Genomic DNA, 20,565 nt, shown 5'->3' with positions numbered 1-20,565 from the left:
CTGGGGGACGGCGTGGAGGGAGCGGGGCGGATGGACGCGTACGAGACGGCCAACACCATGTCGGGCACGGTGCACGGCTACGTGGTGCAGGGGCGGAACGTCGAGGTGCACCTGCCATCGGGCCCGCGGCTCGCGACGCCGCACCAGGTGCGCAAGCCGCGCCCCGTCTTCGTCAACCGGGAGAGCGAGCTCTCCGCGCTCGTGGCGGCGCTCGGCCGGGCCGCGGACGGCGGGCCGGCCGTGGTCGCCTTCACCGGGCTCGGCGGCGTCGGGAAGACCGAGCTGATCGCCCAGTTCGTCCACCGGTACGGCGGGCACTTCCCGGGCGGTGACCTCTACGCAGACCTCGCTGTTCACCGCCACGACGGCGAGGTCGATCTCGGGGCTGTCCTGGGCGGGTTCCTGCGGGCGTTCGCGGTGGAGCGGGTGCCGGACAGCATGGCGGAGCGGGCCACGCTGTACCGGACGGTCACGGCCGAGCGCCACGTCTTGCTCTTCCTGGACAACGTCGAGCAGGCCGCCGAGGTGCGGACCCTCGTCCCGTCCGCCGGTCTGGTGGTGGTCGCGGGCCGCCGGCGTCTCCCGGGCCTGCGCCTGGACGGGGCCGAGGTGCTGGATCTGGAGCCGCTGGGTGTCACGGCCGGCGCCGCGTTGGTGCGGCGGTGGCTCGGACCTGAACGGGGCAGCGAGCAGGAGCTGCGGCAGCTGGTCGAGCAGTGCGGCGGCCTGCCGCTGGCGCTGAACGCGGTCGGGTTCCAGCTGCTCGACCGCAGCCGCCTGGGCGTGGGCCAGGTGGTGGCCGAACTGTCCGACCGGGAGCGCGGGTTGTCATCGTTCAGCAACGCGGAGGGCGGCATCGACGGTGTCCTGGACTCGGTCTACCGGCGGCTGCACCGGACCACCCGGGAGCTCTACCACCTGATCGGGGTGAACCCCGGCCCGCTGGTCTCGGCCGAACTGGCCTCAGCCGCAGGGATCGAGCGGGTGGACCAAGGCCTGGCGGAGCTGCGCTCCGCCCACCTCCTGGACGATGTGGTGGCCGCGAGCCCGGACGAGCACTACCGCGCCCACGACCTGGTCCGGCGCCACGCCTACGAGCGGGTCCGGGAGCTGCCGGAGCGGTCCGGGTTGTTCGCCCGCGTGGTCGAGTACTACCGGGGCCGGGCGTTCCTGGCGGACGTCGCGGTGCTCGGATCGCGACTGCGGCTGCAGGAGCCGGCCGGCGAAGGGCTGCCGGGGTTCACCTCCGGAGCGGTGGCGCTGGACTGGCTGCGGGCCGAGCGGGCCAACCTGCGCGAGGTGGTCAGGTCGGCCGGTGAGCAGGGCCGGCACGGCGACGTCTGGCGGCTCTGCGAGTCGCTCTGGCCGCTCTACCACGGCGGTAAGTACTACGACGACTGGATCGAGACCCACCGGCTCGGCGTCGAGTCGGCCCGGCGGGACGACCGTTCGGACGCCGTGGTCCGGATGTGCAACCAGCTCGCCCGGGCCCACTACGAGCTGAGGGACTTCCCGCGGGCGACCGAGCAGCTGGCGGCCGCTTCGGAGCTGGTGCCGCTGGTGGCCGACCGTCGGCTGGTCGGCGTGCTCCACGAGACGGACGGCCTGCTCTGCCTGGCCGACGGCCGCCCGGAGCGGGCCGTCGAGCTCTTCACCCTCGCCCGGGAGGAGAACGAGGGCGACGCGCACGGCGTGGTCGTCCAGAGCTACAACCTCGCGCAGGCGCTGATCGCGGTCGGTCGCCCGGAGCAGGCGGTGGTCGTCCTGGACGAGGCCACCGCGCTGGCCGAGGCGGAGGGCGACGCCCCGATGCTGATGCGGCTCCCGCTGGTGCGGGCCCGTGCCCACCGGGTGCTGGGGCTGCTCGACGAGGCCGCCGCCCTGGCGGCGGAGGCCGCTCGGCGGGCTGCGGCCCTCGGCCAGCGGCTGAAGGAGGCCGAGGCGCTGAGGCTGCTCGTCACCCTGGCCGAGGAATCCGGCGACACCGGCCTGGCCGAGCGCGGCCGCTCCCGGCTCGGCGAGCTCGGAGGTCCGGAGGCGGACGCCGGGCAGCGTGGAAGGTGACGCGGGCGGCGTTCGGCGGACGGGGCGCGCGCTGAGGCCGGCAGGATCACCGCCCCCGGTGAACCTGTGCTCGGTGGACTGCTCGGCCTGGGCGGCGCGGTAGGTCCGGGGACGAGGCTCAGGTGCCTCCGCCGTCGTAGAGGTCGCCGAGCACGGGCGCGCGGCGATGGCCCGGGATCTCTCAGCCGGTTGCGGTGGCCGTTCGGGTGTCGGCGGAGGTGGGGGCTGGGTGGGCGGCGCAGGTGTTGAGGAGGGGGCGCATGGCGTCGTCCACGAGCCGGTAGCGCACGACGCGTCCGTCCTTGTCGCCGGTGACCACGCCGGCCGTCCGCAGCAGCCGCAGCGCCTGGGAGACGGCGGGGTCGCGCATGCCGGTGGCAACCGCGAGGTCGGTGACGGCGAGCGGACCGGCGCGGTGGAGGGCGAGCAGCAGGGCGAGCCGTCCGGGGTCGGCGAGCAGCGAGAACCGCTCGGCCCAGGACCGGACGTGCCCGGTGTCGCCGATCGCGGCGATGGCCTCGCAGACCCGGTGTCCGTCGATGGTGCGGTGGCCCGCGCGGTCGGCCGGTACGAGATGCATACGGACATTCTTGCAGCCCCGGCCCTGTGATCCTTGACACCTGCGCAGGTGCGCAGCCTTGCAAGGGTGTGCACGGGCCCCCTACGGTGTTGCCCGCCGTGGTGTTCGGGAAGACCGGTGACGGACCCTCAGGGGTCCGGAGTCCGGAGCGGCCCTCGCCACTGTGATCGGGGGGAATCGTCCGTACCCATGACGCCACTGGGCGCCTCGCGCGCCTGGGAAGGCGGGTACGGAAGCCCCGTCAGCCAGGAGACCGGCCACGGCATCTCACGAACGTCATTCCACGAGGTGCTGGAGCGTGATCCCAGGATGACCCTGCCCGAAACCGCCGCTGCTCCGGCGGCGCCGTCCGTCCTGCCGACCTTCCGGTGGCGCCGCGAGGACACCGTCCGCACGGCCGGGCTGATGGGGGTGATCCTGGCCATGCACGTGGTGGCGTTCGGGACGCTCATCTTCCTGGTCGCCCCCGAGAAGTACGAGGTCGGCACCCAGGTCTTCGGGGTGGGCCTGGGGATCACCGCCTACACCCTCGGCATGCGGCACGCCTTCGACGCCGACCACATCGCGGTCATCGACAACACCACCCGCAAGCTGATGGCCGACGGCAAGCGGCCGGTCTCGGTCGGCTTCTGGTTCGCCCTCGGGCACTCCTCGATGGTGGTCCTGATGGCCGCCCTGGTGGCGGGCGGCGCGCAGCTGGCCGACACCCTGATGGACGACGAGTCCACCACCCACCAGTGGCTGGGCATGGTAGGCACCTCCGCCTCCGGCGCCTTCCTCTACCTGATCGGCGCGCTCAACCTGGCCGCGCTGTTCGGCATCCTCAAGGTGTTCCGCTCGATGCGGGCCGGGCGGTTCGACGAGGCGGAGCTGGAGGAGCACCTCAACGCGCGCGGCTTCCTGGCCCGCGTCCTGAACCGCGCCACCCGCTCGATCACCCGCCCGGGCCAGATGTTCCCGGTCGGCATGGTGCTCGGCCTCGGCTTCGACACCGCGACCGAGGTGACCCTGATGGTGATGGCCGGCTCGGGCGCGGCCTCCGGGCTGCCCTGGTACGCGATCGCCTGCCTGCCGCTGCTCTTCGCGGCCGGGATGAGCCTGTTCGACACGCTGGACGGGACGTTCATGAACTTCGCGTACCAGTGGGCGTTCTCCAACCCGGTGCGCAAGGTGTACTACAACCTGACCATCACCGGCCTGTCGATCGCGGTGGCCTTCATCATCGGCACCATCGAGCTGGTCGGGGTGCTGCACGAGAAGCTGGACCTGACCGACCCGGTGAGCGGCTGGATCGCGGACATCTCGCTGGACAACGTCGGCTACGCGATCGTCGGGCTGTTCGTGGTGGTCTGGGCGGCGGCGATCGGGTACTGGCGGATCGCCGGGGTCGAGCAGAAGTGGAGCCCGCAGCCGGTGCAGCCGGGCGCCGGGCCGGCCGAGGACGCGCCCGCCGCCCAGGAGGCGGCGCGGTAGGCCGCGGGTCGCCGCACGCGATGGAGCCTCCCCGGTCCCGGGGAGGCTCCATCGCGTTCAGGGGGCGCCGCGTTCAGGGGTCAGCGCTCCTCGCGGAAGTCGACGTGCTGCCGCACGACCGGGTCGTACTTGCGCAGTACCAGCCGGTCCGGGTCGTTGCGGCGGCTCTTGCGGGCCACGTAGGTGTAGCCGGTCCCGGCCGTGGACCTGAGCTTGATGATCGGGCGCAGTTCGCTGCGGGCCATGGGTGGTCCTCCTGGGGTCGGCCGGCTCGGCGGGTCGCCGCTCCGGGGTGGCCGTCCCGGCGCCGGCCGGAGGCCGTACGCCGAAATGGAAGTCGTTTTCACGTATTGCCTCACAACGCGCGCTCCGGCCCGCCCATTCCCGGGGGGAGTGCGGTGGGCGCGCGGGGTCGGCGCGCGCGGTGGGGGAGCGCCGCGCGCCGGGCCCCGGCTGGGGGCGCTCGGCGGGCGGATCGGGACGGGCCTCCGTAGGCTCGACCCATGTCTGATGCGTACGCGGGCCGGCGGGAGCGGCTGAGGGAGCACTGCAGTGCGACCGGGGCCGACGCGGCGCTGATCACCCGGGCGGCGAACGTGCGGTACCTGACCGGGTGCCCGCCGTGCGGCGCGACGCTGCTGCTCACCCGGGAGCGGGCGCTGCTGGCGCTGCCGGACGACCTGCCGCCGGACGACACCGGCGAACACCTGATCGTCGAGGACGTGACCCGGGTGCCGGTGGCGGCCGGGGCGGACACCGCGCTGGCCGCCGCGGCCGCGGCGGCGAAGCTCCGGGTGACCGACCTCGCGGTGGAGGAGCACGACCTCACCGTCAGCCGGCACCGGGCGGTGGCCGGCCTGGCCGAGGGGGTCCGGCTGGCCGACCTAGCCCAGGCGGTCGAGCGGCTGCGGGTGGTCAAGGACGAGCACGAGATCGCCGACCTGCGGATCGCGGCCGAGATCGCCGACCAGGCGCTCGGCGAACTGCTGGAGTCGATCCTGGTCGGCCGCACCGAGCGGCACCTGGCGATGGAGCTGGAGCGCCGGATGATCGACCACGGCGCGGACCGGGCGGCCTTCCCGGTCTCGGTCGGCACCGGCAGCCACTCCGGGCAGCAGGCCCACCAGCCCACCGACCGGCGGGTGGAGGAGGGCGACTTCCTGACCGTGGTGCTGGGCGCGCAGTACCGCGGGTACGGCGTCTCCACCGCCCGGACCTTCGTGATCGGCGCGGCCCCCGCGCCCTGGCAGGTGGAGCTGCACCGGCTGGTGTTCCGCGCCCAGCGGGCCGGTCGGGAGGCGCTCGGGCCGGGCGTCGAGCAGTACGTACCCGACCAGGCCGCACGGGAGATCCTGCAGGCCGCCGGGCACACCGAGAGCTCGCCGCACCCCGTCGGCCACGGCATCGGGCTGGAGATCCGGGAGGCGCCGCGCCTCGGTCCCTCGGACATGGGTAAACTGGACAGCCGCGTACCGGTCACCGTCGGTCCGGGGGTCCATCTCCCCGGCAGGGGCGGCGTCCGGATCGAGGACACGCTCGTCGTCCGTCCCCTCGAAGAGGGCGGGCCCGAGCTGCTCACCATCACCACCAAGGAGCTCCTCGCCCTGTGACCCGCGGCCGCCCGGGAGGCTGCCGCAGGCGGCAGGACGCACCCCTTGGTTCCTTGACAGCTATATCCAGGAGTATGTGCGCCCGTGGCTTCCACGAACGATCTCAAGAACGGCATGGTCCTCAAGCTGGAGGGCGGCAAGCTCTGGTCCGTCGTCGAGTTCCAGCACGTGAAGCCCGGCAAGGGCCCGGCCTTCGTGCGTACCAAGCTCAAGGAGGTCCTGACCGGCAAGGTCGTCGACAAGACCTTCAACGCGGGCACCAAGGTCGAGACCGCCAACGTCGACAAGCGCGGCATGCAGTTCTCGTACAAGGACGGCGAGAACTTCGTGTTCATGGACATGGACACCTACGACCAGCTGACCATCGAGCCGGCCGTCGTCGGCGACGCGGCCAAGTACCTCCTGGAGGGCTTCGAGGCCCTGGTCGCCACCAACGAGGGCGCGGTCCTCTACATCGAGCTCCCGGCCGCGGTCGAGCTGGTCATCGCCGAGACCGAGCCGGGCGTCCAGGGCGACCGCTCGACCGGTGGCACCAAGCCGGCCACCCTGGAGACCGGTGCCGAGATCCAGGTGCCGCTCTTCATCACCACCGGTGAGAAGGTCAAGGTCGACACCCGCGACGGCAGCTACCTCGGCCGGGTGAAGTAAGTCAGTGTCGGCCGCACGCAGCAAGGCCCGCACCCGGGCCTTCCAGATCCTCTTCGAGGCCGACCACCGCAACGTCGACCCGCTGACGGTGCTCGCCGACTGGGTCTCCCGCGCGCGGGAGCCCAAGCCGGACGAGGGCACGCCCCAGGTGGGTGAGTACACGATGGAGCTCGTCGAGGGCTACGTCGAGCACGCCCGCCGGATCGACGACCTGATCTCGCAGTACGCGGTGGGCTGGACGCTCGACCGGATGCCGATCGTGGACCGCAACGTCCTGCGGCTCGGGGCGTACGAGCTGATCTGGGAGGACGGCGTCCCGGACGCGGTCGTCCTGGACGAGGCCGTCGAGATCGCCAAGGAGTTCTCCACGGACGACTCGCCGGCCTTCGTGAACGGCCTGCTCGCCCGCTTCCTGGAGCTGAAGCCGAGCATCCGCCGGTAACCGCTCCACCGGCCACGGCCGTCGGATCCCGTCAGGGGTCCGGCGGCCGTCGCGCGTTCACCCGGGTGGATTATGGTGGTCCCTACTCGCCAGTAACCCGGCGCGCCGGCGGCCCCGCCCGTCGGCGACCCCGCAGCGAAGGGCAGGCCACCCCCCATGACCACGGCGATCCGCAGCGAGTTCGACCAGGGCATCGCCCTGACCCGCCACCCCGACGAGCCCGGCCGCTACGACGGCGAGCTCGGCGCCGGCTGGCAGATCGGCGGCGGCGTCAACGGCGGGCTGCTGCTCGCGATGGCCGGCCACGCGCTCTCGCTGGAGCACGGCCTGTCCGGCGGCGGCCACGCCGACCCGGTCTCGATCAGCGGCTACTACCTCTCGGCCTCCACGCCCGGCCCGGCCACCGTCCGCACCGAGGTGCTCAGGGCCGGCCGCTCGCTCTCCAGCGGCACCGCCTCGCTCAGCCAGGACGGCGTCGAGCGGCTGCGCGTGGTGGCGAGCCACGGCGACCTCGCCGTCGCAGACGGGGAGGTGCGCACCACCGCGCAGCCCCCGCAGCTGCCCCCGCCGGACCAGTGCATCGGCGTCGAGCACGCCCCCAAGGAGCTGATCGCGCAGGCGGCCCTGCTGGAGCGGTTCGACCTGAGGCTCGACCCGGCCACCATCGGCTGGGCGCTCGGGCAGCCCTCCGGCAACGGCCGGATCCAGGGCTGGTTCCGGCTCGCCGACGGCCGTGAGCCCGACCCGCTGCTGCTCCTGCTGGTCGCCGACGCCCTGCCGCCGGTCACCTTCGACCTCGGCATGCCCGGCTGGGCGCCCACCATCGAGCTGACCGTCCACCTGCGGGCCCGGCCGGTGCCCGGCTGGCTGCGCGTCACCCACGCCACCCGCAACGTGGCGGGCGGCTACTTCGAGGAGGACGCCGAGGTCTGGGACGAGGCCGGCCGCCTGGTCGCGCAGTCCCGCCAGCTGGCCCGGGTGCCGCGCCAGGCGTGACGGCGCCCGCCGGCGACGCGACCGCGCGGCGAGGCAGCCGCGCAACCGTACGCCTCACGGTCGGTTACATTCCTGTGACACGCCGTGCGTGTGCGCCGCGCGGGGTTGGGGAGGAGAACGGTCAGCGGCACCCCCGCCGCTGACCGCGACCCGCCCCAGGAGCCCTCGATGACCCGCAACGGCCGCGCCCGCCGCACCCCCGACTGCACCGCCGCCGGCGCCCGCCCCCGGGTGCGCACGCGGCACGAGCGGCGCCGGCCCGACGGCGAGCAGGCCTTCGTCATCGGAGTGCTGACCAGCGAGGCCGACTTCGAGCGGGCCCGCGCCTGGCACCTGTCCGACGCCCCCGACCACGAGACCTACCTGCGGGAGACCGCCGAGCTGCTCACCGAGGCGCGGCGCCGCTTCGACACCGTCCGGGCCCGGATGTTCCACCCGCAGGACTTCGAGGAGTTCTGCCTGCTGCACGGCCTCGACCCGGCCGAGCCCGGCGCCCGGGACCGCTACCTGGTCAACCCGCCGCTGCAGACCCAGCTGCTCGCCTACCAGGGCGAGGAGCTGGCCGGCGACTTCGCGCCCCGGCTGGTCCGGGCCCGGGACAACGGCCTGACGCTGCGCCACGCCGACCTGCTGCTGGACGGCGGGCTCACCGGGGAGGGCGGCCGGGACGTCCGCGCGGCCTACCAGCGCGGGGCCGAGGTGTTCCGCCGGATGCTGGTCGGGGCCGGCGCGGGGGTGTACGAGCTGCGGCTCGCGGTGGACGCGCCGGGCGGGCGGCTGACGGCGCAGGCCCGGGTGCTGCAGTGGGAGGACGGCGTCGTCCGGATCAACGACGAGGACCTCGAACTGGTCTGCGCGGTGCTCTGTGCCGGGCTGGCCCGGGAGCTGCCGGGGCTGGCCGTGCTGCACGGGGCCCGGGGGACGGCCGGGGCCCGCGACGGGGGCGCCGGCGACGGCTTCCGGCAGACGGCCTGGGCCTGGGCCAGCGTCGGGCAGGACTGGGCGCCCGCCGCGGGGCCGGTGCGGCTGGACGGCGTGGCGGCGGAGCCGGGCTACCCGCTGGGCACGGTCTGTTGAGCCCGCGGCCCGCCGGGCCCGCGGCGGCGCCCGGAGCCCCGGGAACGCGCCACGGCGCGGCCCCCCGGTCGGGTGCCGCGCCGTGACGTTTCTGCTCGAACCTGCCCGTTGTCGCAGGTGGAGACGCCGGGGCGAGCGGTCAGCTCGCCTCCTCCTCGCGCACCGCGCGGCGCGCGTCGGGGTTCAGCACACCCCAGGAGATCAGCTGCTCGGTGAGGATCGACGGCGACTGGTCGTAGATCACGGCCAGCGTGCGCAGGTCGTCCTGGCGGATCGAGAGCACCTTGCCGTTGTAGTCACCGCGCTGGCTCTGGATGGTGGCCGCGTAGCGCTGCAGCGGACCGGCCTTCTCCGACGGGACCTGGGTCAGTCTCTCCAGGTCCAGCACCAGGCGCGGCGGCGGCTCGGCCGCACCACCGGGCGTACCGCCGGGCAGCAGCTCCTGCACCGGGACGCCGTAGAACTCCGCCAGCTCGGCCAGCCGCTGCACGGTGACCGCACGGTCGCCGCGCTCGTACGAGCCGACGACGACTGCCTTCCAGCGCCCCTGGGACTTCTCCTCGACACCGTGCAGGGAGAGCCCCTGCTGAGTGCGGATCGCTCGGAGCTTGCCTCCGAGTTGCTTCGCGTAGTCGCTGGACATTGATCTCCCCGGACGAGATTGCTTCGCGTTCAGTGGTGGGTCACGGGCGATTGCCGACGCCGTTACCGGTGGGTTCGACGTCCGTCTCGTAACTCACTGTGAGGTTACGTAGAGTGAGGTAGTTGCGTCAAGCCGAATGGGGCACTCGTGCGAATGGTCCGCATCGGTGACGCGTCGGGGGCGTGAACCCGGCGAAGCGGAACGGTGGTGGTCCATTTGCGTGAACCCGCGCTGGTACGATGACCGGAAGCCCGCGCCCCGTCGGCGGGGGCCGTCAATTCAGACATCCTTTAAGGCCCGTCCAGTGAGGCGGGGAAGGAGGTCCGCTTCGGCATGACCGCACACCACGAAACCACGCCGCGGCCGCCGCACCAGGTGCTGGACGGCGCGGACATCACCCGGGTCGTCACCCGGATAGCGCACGAGATCGTCGAGCGCGCCAAGGGCGCGGAGGACGTCGTGCTGCTCGGCATCCACACCAGGGGCGTCCACCTCGCCCGCCGGCTGCAGGCCCGGCTGGGCCAGATCACCGGCCGCGAGATCCCGCTCGGCACCCTGGACATCACCATGTACCGGGACGACCTGCGGCTGAAGCCCGCCCGCGCCCTGGAGCACACCGAGATCCCGGCCGACGGCATCGACGGCCGCCTGGTGATCCTCGTCGACGACGTGCTGTTCTCCGGCCGCACCATCCGGGCCGCGCTGGACGCCCTCAGCGACATCGGCCGCCCGCGCGCCGTCCAGCTGGCCGTCCTGGTCGACCGCGGCCACCGCGAGCTGCCGATCCGCGCCGACTACGTGGGCAAGAACCTCCCCACCTCCCTGCGCGAGGCCGTGCAGGTGCGCCTGTCCGACACCGACGGCGTGGACGCCGTCCTGGTCGGCGACCGCGACTACACCGCGCGCTCGTCGCAGGCCCTGGCCGCCAAGCCTTCCGAACCGCACCTCCCGGAGTAACCCGCGTGAAGCGCCACCTCGTCTCCGCCGCCGACCTCACCCGCGACGACGCGCTGCTGATCCTGGACACCGCCGAGGAGCTGGCCCAGCTCTCCGGACGGGCCGTCAAGAAGCTGCCCACGCTCCGTGGCCGAACGGTCGTCAACCTCTTCTTCGAGGACTCCACCCGCACCAAGACCTCCTTCGAGGTCGCCGAGAAGCGGCTCTCCGCCGACGTCATCAACTTCTCCGCCAAGGGCTCCTCGGTCTCCAAGGGCGAGAGCCTCAAGGACACCGCCCTCACCCTGCAGGCCATGGGCGCCGACGCGGTCGTCATCCGGCACCACGCCTCCGGCGCGCCGGCCCGGCTGGCCCAGTCCGACTGGCTGCACGGCAGCGTCATCAACGCCGGCGACGGCACCCACGAGCACCCCACCCAGGCCCTGCTCGACGCCTTCACCATGCGCCGCCACCTCAACCCCGGTGCGGGGCACGACCTGGCCGGCCGCCGGGTGACCATCGTCGGCGACATCCTGCACAGCCGGGTCGCCCGCTCCAACGTGCACCTGCTGACCACCCTCGGCGCCCAGGTCACCTTCGTCGCGCCGCCGACGCTGCTGCCCATCGGCATCGAGAACTGGCCCTGCGAGGTCAGCTACGACCTGGAGAGCGTGCTCCCCAAGACCGACGCGCTGATGATGCTCCGGGTGCAGCGCGAGCGGATGAACGCCGCATTCTTCCCGACCGAGCGCGAGTACAGCCGCCGCTACGGCCTGGACGGCACCCGGATGGCGCAGCTGCCCGAGCACGCCATCGTGATGCACCCCGGCCCGATGGTCCGCGGCATGGAGATCACCGCCGAGGTCGCCGACTCGCCGCGCTGCACCGTGGTCGAGCAGGTCGCCAACGGCGTCTCCGTCCGGATGGCCGTCCTCTACCTCCTGCTCGGCGGAGCCACCCTCGCCGACGCCCGCACCGAATCCGTGGAGACCGCCCAGTGACCACCTACCTGATCCGCAACGCCCAGATCCTCGGCGGCGACCCGCAGGACCTCCACATCGCCGACGGCGTCATCCGGGAGATCGGCACCGGCCTACAGGCCGAGGCGGACATCGACATCGACGCCACCGGCCTGGTGGTGCTGCCCGGCCTGGTCGACCTGCACACCCACCTGCGCGAGCCCGGCCGCGAGGACGCCGAGACCGTGCTGACCGGCACCCAGGCCGCCGCCAAGGGCGGCTTCACCGCCGTCCACGCGATGGCCAACACCTTCCCGGTGGCCGACACCGCCGGTGTGGTCGAGCAGGTCTGGCGGCTCGGCCAGGAGTCCGGCTACTGCGACGTGCAGCCGGTCGGCGCCGTCACCGTCGGCCTGGAGGGCAAGAAGCTCGCCGAGCTGGGCGCCATGCACGAGTCGGCGGCCGGCGTCCGGGTCTTCTCCGACGACGGCAAGTGCGTCGACGACGCCGTCATCATGCGCCGCGCGCTGGAGTACGTGAAGGCCTTCGACGGCGTCGTCGCCCAGCACGCCCAGGAGCCGCGGCTCACCGAGGCCGCCCAGATGAACGAGGGCCAGGTCTCCGGCGAGCTCGGCCTCGGCGGCTGGCCGGCCGTCGCCGAGGAGGCGATCATCGCCCGCGACGTGCTGCTCGCCGCGCACGTCGGCTCCCGCCTGCACGTCTGCCACGTCTCCACGGCCGGCTCGGTGGAGATCATCCGCTGGGCCAAGGCCAAGGGCTGGGACGTCACCGCCGAGGTGACCCCGCACCACCTGCTGCTCACCGACGAGCTGGTCCGCAGCTACGACCCGGTGTACAAGGTGAACCCGCCGCTGCGCACCGCCGAGGACGTCCAGGCGCTGCGCAAGGCGCTGGCCGACGGCACGATCGACGCCGTCGCCACCGACCACGCGCCGCACCCGGCCGAGGACAAGGACTGCGAGTGGGCCGTCGCCGCGATGGGCATGGTCGGCCTGGAGACCGCGCTCTCGGTGGTCCAGCAGACCATGGTCGAGACCGGCCTGCTGAACTGGGAGGGCGTGGCCGACCGGATGTCGCACCGCCCGGCGCGGATCGGCCGTCTCACCGGCCACGGACGGCCGATCTCGGTTGGTGAGCCGGCGAACCTGGTGCTCTTCGATCCCGCGTACCGTGGTGCCGTGAACCCCGAGAGCTTCGCCACCCGCAGCCGCAACACCCCCTACAAGGGCCTCGACCTGCCCGGACGGGTGCACGCCACCTTCCTCCGCGGCACCGCCACCGTGCTCGCCGGCGAGCTGGTCGAGCAGGGCGGGCTGGCGTGACCGGGCTCGCCCGGCTCGCCCAGGAGCAGGCCAGGGTCACCAACTGGCCCGGGTACATCGGCTGGGCCGTCGGCCTGCTGATCGTGATCGGCCTCGTCTACTGGCTGATGCGGCAGGGCTGGAACTGGCGGCGCACCCTGCAGTCCGGGATCCCGCCGCTGCCCGCCGTGCCGGAGCGCGCCGGCCGGACCATCCTGGAGACCAGCGGCCGGTACCACGGCAGCACCACGGCCGGGAACTGGCTGGACCGGGTCGTCGCGCACGGCCTGGGCACCCGCAGCCGCGCCGACCTGACCCTCGGCGAGGACGGCCTGCTGGTGCGGCGCCCCGGTGACGTCGACTTCTGGATCCCGGCGGAGCACCTGACCGGTGCCCGGACGGACTCCGGGATCGCCGGCAAGGTCGTCCCGTCCGGACTGCTCGTCGTCACCTGGACGCACGAGGGCACCGCACTGGACTCCGGTTTCCGGGCCGACCACCCCGATGAGCACGCCGCCTGGGTCGAGGCGGTCGCTCAGCTCGCAACACGTACGAAGACGAAGACGGAAGAGGCCACTCGATGACCGCACCTGCCCCCACCACGCAGCGCTTGAGGCGGGAGCGCGTGCCTGCTGTGCTCGTCCTGGAGGACGGCCGGACCTTCCGCGGCCAGGCCTACGGCGCGACCGGGGAGACCTTCGGCGAGGCGGTCTTCAACACCGGCATGTCCGGTTACCAGGAGACCCTCACCGACCCGTCGTACCACCGCCAGGTCGTCGTGATGACCGCCCCGCAGATCGGCAACACCGGCTGGAACGACGAGGACGACGAGTCCAAGCAGATCTGGGTCGCCGGCTACGTCGTCCGCGACCCCGCCCGCGTCCCGTCCAACTGGCGCTCGCGCCGGTCGCTGGACGAGGAGCTGGCCAGCCAGGGCATCGTCGGCATCAGCGGCATCGACACCCGCGCGCTCACCCGGCACCTGCGCGAGCGCGGCGCCATGCGCTGCGGCATCTTCTCGGGCGGGGCGGTGGCGGACGACGCCGCGCTGCTGGCCCGGGTGCAGCAGTCGCCGGAGATGAAGGGCGCGGACCTCTGCGCCGAGGTCGCCACCACCGAGCCGTACGTCGTGCCCGCGATCGGCGAGAAGAAGTTCACCGTCGCCGCCCTCGACCTCGGCATCAAGGCGATGACCCCGCAGCGGATGGCCGAGCGCGGCATCGAGGTGCACGTGCTGCCCGCCAACTCCACCATCGAGGACGTCTACGCGGTCAACCCGGACGGCGTCTTCTTCTCCAACGGCCCGGGCGACCCGGCCACCGCCGACCACCAGGTCGAGGTGGCGAAGGGCGTCCTGGAGCGCAGGACCCCGTTCTTCGGCATCTGCTTCGGCAACCAGATCCTCGGCCGCGCGCTGGGCTTCGGCACCTACAAGCTCAAGTACGGCCACCGCGGCATCAACCAGCCGGTGCAGGACCGCACCACCGGCAAGGTGGAGGTCACCGCGCACAACCACGGCTTCGCCGTGAACGCACCGCTGGACAAGGTGAGCGACACCCCGTTCGGGCGCGTCGAGGTCTCCCACGTCTGCCTCAACGACGACGTGGTCGAGGGCCTGCAGGCGCTCGACGTCCCCGCCTTCAGCGTGCAGTACCACCCCGAAGCGGCCGCCGGCCCGCACGACGCCGCGTACCTGTTCGACCGCTTCGTGAAGCTCATGGAGGGCCAGCGTGCCTAAGCGCACTGACATCAAGTCCGTCCTGGTGATCGGGTCCGGCCCGATCGTGATCGGCCAGGCCGCCGAGTTCGACTACTCGGGAACGCAGGCCTGCCGGGTGCTCAAGGCCGAGGGCCTGCGGGTCGTCCTGGTCAACTCCAACCCGGCCACGATCATGACCGACCCGGAGATCGCCGACGCCACCTACGTCGAGCCGATCACCCCGGAGTTCGTCGAGAGGATCATCGCCAAGGAGCGCCCGGACGCCCTGCTGCCGACCCTCGGCGGGCAGACCGCGCTCAACACCGCGATCTCCCTGCACGCGGCCGGGACGCTGGACAAGTACGGCGTCGAGCTGATCGGCGCCGACGTCGTGGCGATCAACAAGGGTGAGGACCGCGACCTCTTCAAGGGCGTCGTCGAGGCCGTCAACCAGAAGATCGGCCACGGCGAGTCCGCCCGCTCGGTCATCTGCCACACCATGGACGAGGTGGTGGCCGGCGTCGACACCCTCGGCGGCTACCCGGTCGTGGTCCGCCCCTCCTTCACCATGGGCGGCGCCGGCTCCGGCTTCGCCCACAACGAGGAGGACCTGCGCCGGATCGCCGGCCAGGGCCTGACCCTCTCGCCGACCACCGAGGTGCTCCTGGAGGAGTCCATCCTCGGCTGGAAGGAGTACGAGCTGGAGCTGATGCGCGACAAGAACGACAACGTCGTGGTCGTCTGCTCCATCGAGAACTTCGACCCGATGGGCGTGCACACCGGTGACTCGATCACCGTCGCCCCGGCGATGACGCTCACCGACCGCGAGTACCAGATCCTGCGCGACATCGGCATCGCCGTCATCCGCGAGGTCGGCGTCGACACCGGCGGCTGCAACATCCAGTTCGCCGTCAACCCGGTCGACGGCCGCGTCATCGTCATCGAGATGAACCCGCGCGTCTCCCGCTCCTCCGCGCTGGCGTCCAAGGCGACCGGCTTCCCGATCGCCAAGATCGCCGCGAAGCTCGCCGTCGGCTACACCCTGGACGAGATCCCCAACGACATCACCGAGGAGACCCCGGCCTCCTTCGAGCCGACCCTCGACTACGTCGTGGTGAAGGTGCCGCGGTTCGCGTTCGAGAAGTTCCCGAGCGCCGACGCGACGCTGACCACCACCATGAAGTCGGTGGGCGAGGCCATGGCGCTCGGCCGCAACTTCCCCGAGGCGCTCAACAAGGCGCTGCGCTCGCTGGAGAAGAAGGGCTCCCAGTTCACCTGGGCCGGCCCGGTCGGCGACAAGGCCGCGCTGCTGGAGAAGGCCGTCGTCCCGACGGACGGCCGGATCAACACCGTCATGGAGGCCATCCGGGCCGGCGCCACCCCGGAGGAGGTGTTCGAGGCCACCAAGATCGACCCGTGGTTCGTCGACCAGCTCTTCCTGCTGGACGAGCTCGCCGGCGAGCTGGCCGAGGCCTCCGAGCTCACCCCCGAGCTGCTGCGCCACGCCAAGCGGCACGGCTTCTCCGACCAGCAGATCGGCGAGATCCGCGGCCTGCGGCCCGACGTGGTCCGCGAGGTCCGGCACGCGCTCGGCATCCGCCCGGTGTTCAAGACCGTCGACACCTGCGCCGCCGAGTTCGCCGCCAAGACCCCGTACTTCTACTCGTCCTACGACGAGGAGAGCGAGGTCGCCCCGCGCACCAAGCCCGCCGTGATCATCCTCGGCTCCGGCCCGAACCGCATCGGCCAGGGCATCGAGTTCGACTACTCCTGCGTGCACGCCTCCTTCGCGCTGGCCGACGCCGGGTACGAGACCGTGATGGTCAACTGCAACCCGGAGACCGTCTCCACCGACTACGACACCTCCGACCGGCTCTACTTCGAGCCGCTCACCCTGGAGGACGTGCTGGAGATCGTCCACGCCGAGCAGCAGGCCGGACCGCTGGCCGGCGTCATCGTCCAGCTCGGCGGCCAGACCCCGCTCGGCCTGGCCCAGGCGCTCAAGGACAACGGCGTGCCGATCGTCGGCACCCAGCCCGAGGCGATCGACCTCGCCGAGGAGCGCGGCGCCTTCGGCCGCGTGCTGCGCGACGCCGGCCTGCCGGCCCCCAAGCACGGCACCGCCTTCTCCTTCGAGGAGGCCAAGTCGATCGCCGACGAGATCGGCTACCCCGTCCTGGCCCGCCCGTCGTACGTCCTCGGCGGCCGCGGCATGGAGATCGTCTACGACGAGGCCTCGCTCGCCTCCTACCTGGAGCGGCACGCCGGTCTGATCTCCGAGCACCCGGTGCTGATCGACCGCTTCCTCGACGACGCGGTGGAGATCGACGTCGACGCGCTCTACGACGGCACCGAGCTCTACCTCGGCGGCGTCATGGAGCACATCGAGGAGGCCGGCATCCACTCCGGCGACTCCGCCTGCGCGCTGCCCCCGATCACCCTCGGCGGCTACGACATCAAGCGGCTGCGCGCCTCCACCGAGGCGATCGCCCGCGGCGTCGGCGTCCGCGGTCTGATCAACATCCAGTTCGCCCTCTCCGGCGACATCCTCTACGTGCTGGAGGCCAACCCGCGCGCCTCCCGCACCGTGCCGTTCACCTCCAAGGCCACCGCGGTGCCGCTGGCCAAGGCGGCGGCCCGGGTCTCGCTCGGCGCCACCATCGCCGAGCTGCGCGCCGAGGGCATGCTCCCGGCCGAGGGCGACGGCGGCACGCTGCCCGCGGACTGCCCGATCTCCGTCAAGGAGGCCGTGATGCCGTGGAGCCGCTTCCGCGACGTCCACGGCCGCGGTGTGGACACCGTGCTCGGCCCGGAGATGCGCTCCACCGGTGAGGTCATGGGCATCGACAGGGTCTTCGGCACGGCGTACGCCAAGTCGCAGGCCGGTGCCTACGGCGCGCTGCCGACCAAGGGCAAGGTCTTCGTCTCGGTCGCCAACCGGGACAAGCGCAACCTGGTCTTCCCGGCCCGCGCGCTGGTCGGCCTCGGCTTCGAGCTGCTCGCCACCGCCGGCACCGCCGAGGTGCTGCAGCGCGGCGGCATCCCCGCCACCGTGGTGCGCAAGCACAGCGAGGGCGAGGGCCCGAACGGCGAGCGGACCATCGTCCAGCTGATCCACGACGGCGAGGTCGACCTGATCATCAACACGCCGTACGGCACCGGCGGCCGCCTCGACGGCTACGAGATCCGCACCGCCGCCGTCGCGCGCGCCGTGCCCTGCCTGACCACCGTCCAGGCCATGGGCGCCGCCGTCCAGGGCATCGACGCGCTGCTGCGCGACGAGGTCGGGGTGATGTCGCTCCAGGAGCACGCCGAGCTGATCAACGCCGGCCGCAAGTAGTACCGCCGCAGTGGGGGCACCGAACCGCCGGGTGCCCCCACTTCCATGCCCACCCTCCCCCAGCCTTCGGCCGGGGGTACCCCCAGGCCGCCGCCAGCCTTCTTTCGAACGGGCTGCGCCCGCCCCGATGGAGCAATGCTTTGTACAAGCTGCTGTTCGACCTCGTCTTCAAGAAGATGGACCCGGAGAAGGCCCACCACCTGGCCTTCTTCTGGATCCGGCTGGCCTCCTCGGTGCCCGGCCTGCGCACCCTGGTCCGGCTGGTGCTCGCCCCGCGCGACCGCGCGCTGCGCACCAGCGCGCTCGGCCTCGACCTGCCCGGCCCGTTCGGCCTGGCGGCGGGCTTCGACAAGAACGGCGTCGGCATCGACGGCCTGGCGATGATCGGCTTCGACTACGTCGAGATCGGCACCATCACCGGCGAGCCCCAGCCCGGCAACCCGGCCCCGCGCCTGTTCCGGCTGATCGAGGACCGCGCGCTGGTCAACCGGATGGGCTTCAACAACCAGGGCTCGGCCCGGGTCGCCGCCCGCCTCGCCGAGCGCCCGCACACCAGCTCCACCCCGGTGGTCGGCATCAACATCGGCAAGACCAAGGTGGTCGAGGAGGCCGACGCGATCGGCGACTACGTGAAGTCCACCGAGCGGCTGGCCAAGTACGCCGACTACCTGGTGGTCAACGTCAGCTCGCCGAACACCCCCGGTCTGCGCAACCTCCAGGCCGTCTCGCACCTGGGCCCGCTGCTGAGCGCCGTCCGCGAGGCCGCCGACCGCTCCACGGCGCACCACGTGCCGCTGCTGGTCAAGATCGCCCCCGACCTGGCCGACGAGGACGTCGACGCGGTCGCCGACCTCGCCCTGGAGCTGGGCCTGGACGGCATCATCGCCACCAACACCACGATCGGCCGCGAGGGCCTGCGCACCCCCGCCGCCCGGATCGAGGAGATCGGCATGGGCGGCCTCTCCGGCGCCCCGCTCAAGGCCCGCGCCCTGGAGGTCCTGCAGCGCCTGCGCGCCCGTACCGAGGGCCGGCTGGTGCTGGTCTCGGTCGGCGGCATCGAGACCGCCGAGGACGCCTGGCAGCGGATCATCCACGGCGCCGACCTGGTCCAGGGCTACAGCGCCTTCATCTACCAGGGCCCGTTCTGGTGCCGCCGCATCCACAAGGGCCTCTCCGCGAAGGTCCGGGCCGGCGGCTTCCGCAACCTGGCGGCCGCCGTCGGCAGCGCCAAGGCCTCCTCCTGAACCGCCGCCAGGCGAACCCCCGCTCCACCCCCGGAAAGGACGTCATGACCCTCGCCCCCTTCGGCGCCCGGCTGCGCCAGGCCCTCGACACCCGCGGCCAGCTCTGCGTCGGCATCGACCCGCACGCCTCCCTGCTCGCCGCCTGGGGTCTGGAGGACTCCGTGGCGGGCCTGGAGACCTTCAGCCGCACCGTGGTCGAGGCGCTGGCCGACCGGGTGGCCGTGCTCAAGCCGCAGGCCGCCTTCTTCGAGCGCTTCGGCTCCAAGGGCGTCGCGGTGCTGGAGAAGTCCGTCGAGGAGGCCCGTGCGGCCGGCGCGCTGGTCCTGATGGACGCCAAGCGCGGTGACATCGGCTCCACCATGGCCGCCTACGCCGAGGCCTTCCTGGCCGCCGGCAGCCCGCTGTTCTCCGACGCCGTCACGGTCAGCCCCTACCTCGGCTTCGGCTCGCTGCGCCCGGCGCTCGACCTGGCCGCGGCCAACGGCGCGGGCGTCTTCGCGCTGGCGCTCACCTCCAACCCGGAGGGCGCCGAGGTGCAGCGCGCCGTCGGTGCCGACGGCGAGCCGGTGGCGGCCTCCGTGCTGCGCCAGCTGGCGGCCGAGAACGCCGGTGCCGAGCCGCTCGGCTCCTTCGGCGCGGTGGTCGGCGCGACCCTGGCGGACGCCGGCGTGGACCTGGCGATCAACGGTCCGCTGCTCGCCCCCGGGATCGGCGCCCAGGGCGCCACGATGGCCGATCTGCCGCGCGTCTTCGGCGCCTCGGTGCGCAACGTGGTGCCGAGCGTCAGCCGTGACGTGCTCAAGCACGGCCCCTCGGCACCGGCCCTGCGGGCGGCGGCCGACCGTTTCGTCCAGGAGTACGCGGACGCGGTGAAGTGAGCCGGTGACCCTCCGGAGCGGCGTGACGGGGTGGCGCAGGTCGGGGAGCCCGACGTGAGCGCCGTCACACCACCCCCGCGAAAGGGCCCGAAACAGGGTCGTTTTGCCCGGTAAAGTCCTGGTCGGCCTTGGCTGACCAGGACTTTTCGTGTTCTTTTCCTGACGTGGCGCCGCAATCCGGGTAGTGTCCGGCGATAGGTCATCGAAGAGCGGCGATTCCCGCTGCTCTCGCAGGTCAGAGCCATCGGCATCCCCTGCGACCGGTGTCCGAGGAACCAAACCAGTCATAGCTCAATCCCTTCCTTCCACACCCTGAGGTGAACGGCGTGGCTCTTCCGCCCCTTACCCCTGAACAGCGCACCGCCGCGCTCGCCAAGGCCGCCGAGGCTCGCCGGGAGCGCGCCGAGGTCAAGAACCGGCTCAAGCACTCCGGCGCCTCCCTGCACGAGGTGATCAAGGCCGGCAAGGCCGACAACGACGTCATCGGCAAGATGAAGGTCTCGGCCCTGCTGGAGTCCCTGCCGGGCGTCGGCAAGGTCCGGGCCAAGCAGATCATGGAGCGCCTCGGCATCAGCGAGAGCCGCCGTGTCCGTGGTCTCGGCACGAACCAGATCGCCTCCCTGGAGCGGGAGTTCGGCGGCGGTGCCGCCTGAC

Annotated in this window: 19 protein-coding genes and 1 riboswitch; of the genes, 16 read left to right on the top strand and 3 right to left on the bottom strand. The window is 72.5% G+C overall.

Going from position 1 to position 20,565, the window contains the following annotated elements; genetic code table 11:
• Positions 1-30 precede the first annotated feature (30 nt).
• Complete coding sequence (locus RMN57_RS09180; protein ID WP_313762903.1) at positions 31-2,064, top strand: ATP-binding protein; 2,034 nt, start codon at positions 31-33, stop codon at positions 2,062-2,064.
• A gap of 181 nt (positions 2,065-2,245) precedes the next feature.
• Here the strand turns inward: RMN57_RS09180 and RMN57_RS09175 are convergent, their stop codons facing one another.
• Positions 2,246-2,644: a metalloregulator ArsR/SmtB family transcription factor gene (locus RMN57_RS09175; RefSeq protein WP_313762902.1), complete on the bottom strand. Its 399-nt coding sequence runs from the start codon at positions 2,642-2,644 to the stop codon at positions 2,246-2,248.
• An 82-nt stretch (positions 2,645-2,726) separates the two neighbouring features.
• A riboswitch (cobalamin riboswitch) is annotated at positions 2,727-2,921 on the top strand.
• 32 nt (positions 2,922-2,953) lie between these two features.
• Between RMN57_RS09175 and RMN57_RS09170 the strand changes: the two genes are divergently transcribed.
• Positions 2,954-4,117 carry a HoxN/HupN/NixA family nickel/cobalt transporter gene (locus RMN57_RS09170; RefSeq protein ID WP_313762901.1) on the top strand — a complete coding sequence of 388 codons (1,164 nt, stop codon included), beginning with the start codon at positions 2,954-2,956 and terminating at the stop codon, positions 4,115-4,117.
• 80 nt (positions 4,118-4,197) lie between these two features.
• Here RMN57_RS09170 and rpmG read toward each other — a convergent pair whose 3' ends face one another.
• Positions 4,198-4,362 carry a 50S ribosomal protein L33 gene (gene rpmG, locus RMN57_RS09165; protein WP_313762900.1) on the bottom strand — a complete coding sequence of 55 codons (165 nt, stop codon included), beginning with the start codon at positions 4,360-4,362 and terminating at the stop codon, positions 4,198-4,200.
• 258 nt (positions 4,363-4,620) lie between these two features.
• Here rpmG and RMN57_RS09160 point away from each other — a divergent pair, with 258 nt between their 5' ends.
• The 5 genes from RMN57_RS09160 (at position 4,621) to RMN57_RS09140 (ending at position 8,890) form a co-directional block, all read left to right on the top strand.
• The gene (locus RMN57_RS09160) at positions 4,621-5,727 is read left to right on the top strand and encodes an aminopeptidase P family protein (protein ID WP_313762899.1); all 1,107 of its coding nucleotides are present in this window, start codon (positions 4,621-4,623) and stop codon (positions 5,725-5,727) included.
• A gap of 84 nt (positions 5,728-5,811) precedes the next feature.
• Entirely contained in the window at positions 5,812-6,375 is a 564-nt protein-coding gene (gene efp, locus RMN57_RS09155) for an elongation factor P (protein WP_313762898.1), read from the top strand.
• 4 nt (positions 6,376-6,379) lie between these two features.
• Positions 6,380-6,817, top strand: coding sequence for a transcription antitermination factor NusB (nusB, locus tag RMN57_RS09150; protein ID WP_313762897.1), 438 nt, complete (start codon positions 6,380-6,382; stop codon positions 6,815-6,817).
• A gap of 156 nt (positions 6,818-6,973) precedes the next feature.
• A complete protein-coding gene (locus RMN57_RS09145) occupies positions 6,974-7,813 on the top strand; it encodes a thioesterase family protein (RefSeq protein WP_313762896.1) in 840 nt (279 codons plus the stop codon).
• Between the two features lie 168 nt (positions 7,814-7,981).
• Complete coding sequence (locus tag RMN57_RS09140) at positions 7,982-8,890, top strand: hypothetical protein (RefSeq protein WP_313762895.1); 909 nt, start codon at positions 7,982-7,984, stop codon at positions 8,888-8,890.
• Between the two features lie 139 nt (positions 8,891-9,029).
• Here the strand turns inward: RMN57_RS09140 and RMN57_RS09135 are convergent, their stop codons facing one another.
• A complete protein-coding gene (locus RMN57_RS09135; RefSeq protein ID WP_031072501.1) occupies positions 9,030-9,533 on the bottom strand; it encodes a transcriptional regulator in 504 nt (167 codons plus the stop codon).
• Positions 9,534-9,866: 333 nt separating this feature from the next.
• Between RMN57_RS09135 and pyrR the strand changes: the two genes are divergently transcribed.
• From pyrR to mihF, 9 genes are all read left to right on the top strand, one after another.
• The gene (gene pyrR / locus RMN57_RS09130; RefSeq protein WP_313762894.1) at positions 9,867-10,490 is read left to right on the top strand and encodes a bifunctional pyr operon transcriptional regulator/uracil phosphoribosyltransferase PyrR; all 624 of its coding nucleotides are present in this window, start codon (positions 9,867-9,869) and stop codon (positions 10,488-10,490) included.
• Between the two features lie 5 nt (positions 10,491-10,495).
• Positions 10,496-11,470, top strand: coding sequence for an aspartate carbamoyltransferase catalytic subunit (locus tag RMN57_RS09125; protein ID WP_313762893.1), 975 nt, complete (start codon positions 10,496-10,498; stop codon positions 11,468-11,470).
• Positions 11,467-12,771: a dihydroorotase gene (locus RMN57_RS09120; RefSeq protein ID WP_313762892.1), complete on the top strand. Its 1,305-nt coding sequence runs from the start codon at positions 11,467-11,469 to the stop codon at positions 12,769-12,771. The genes RMN57_RS09125 and RMN57_RS09120 overlap by 4 nt, the downstream gene beginning before the upstream one ends.
• The gene (locus RMN57_RS09115) at positions 12,768-13,334 is read left to right on the top strand and encodes a hypothetical protein (RefSeq protein WP_313762891.1); all 567 of its coding nucleotides are present in this window, start codon (positions 12,768-12,770) and stop codon (positions 13,332-13,334) included. The genes RMN57_RS09120 and RMN57_RS09115 overlap by 4 nt, the downstream gene beginning before the upstream one ends.
• Entirely contained in the window at positions 13,331-14,488 is a 1,158-nt protein-coding gene (gene carA, locus RMN57_RS09110) for a glutamine-hydrolyzing carbamoyl-phosphate synthase small subunit (RefSeq protein ID WP_313762890.1), read from the top strand. The genes RMN57_RS09115 and carA overlap by 4 nt, the downstream gene beginning before the upstream one ends.
• A complete protein-coding gene (gene carB, locus RMN57_RS09105; RefSeq protein ID WP_313762889.1) occupies positions 14,481-17,789 on the top strand; it encodes a carbamoyl-phosphate synthase large subunit in 3,309 nt (1,102 codons plus the stop codon). The genes carA and carB overlap by 8 nt, the downstream gene beginning before the upstream one ends.
• A 140-nt stretch (positions 17,790-17,929) precedes the next feature.
• A complete protein-coding gene (locus tag RMN57_RS09100; protein WP_313762888.1) occupies positions 17,930-19,033 on the top strand; it encodes a quinone-dependent dihydroorotate dehydrogenase in 1,104 nt (367 codons plus the stop codon).
• Positions 19,034-19,077: 44 nt separating this feature from the next.
• Positions 19,078-19,911, top strand: a complete 834-nt coding sequence (gene pyrF, locus RMN57_RS09095; RefSeq protein WP_313762887.1) for an orotidine-5'-phosphate decarboxylase — start codon at positions 19,078-19,080, stop codon at positions 19,909-19,911.
• Positions 19,912-20,237: 326 nt separating this feature from the next.
• Complete coding sequence (mihF, locus tag RMN57_RS09090) at positions 20,238-20,564, top strand: integration host factor, actinobacterial type (RefSeq protein WP_030056187.1); 327 nt, start codon at positions 20,238-20,240, stop codon at positions 20,562-20,564.
• The last annotated feature ends 1 nt before the right edge of the window (position 20,565 follow it).

Source organism: Kitasatospora sp. CM 4170 (assembly GCF_032110285.1).
GTDB lineage: Bacteria > Actinomycetota > Actinomycetes > Streptomycetales > Streptomycetaceae > Kitasatospora > Kitasatospora aburaviensis.
The sequence above is the reverse complement of the archived record's forward strand: the minus strand, read 5'-3'. Positions and strand labels throughout refer to the sequence as shown.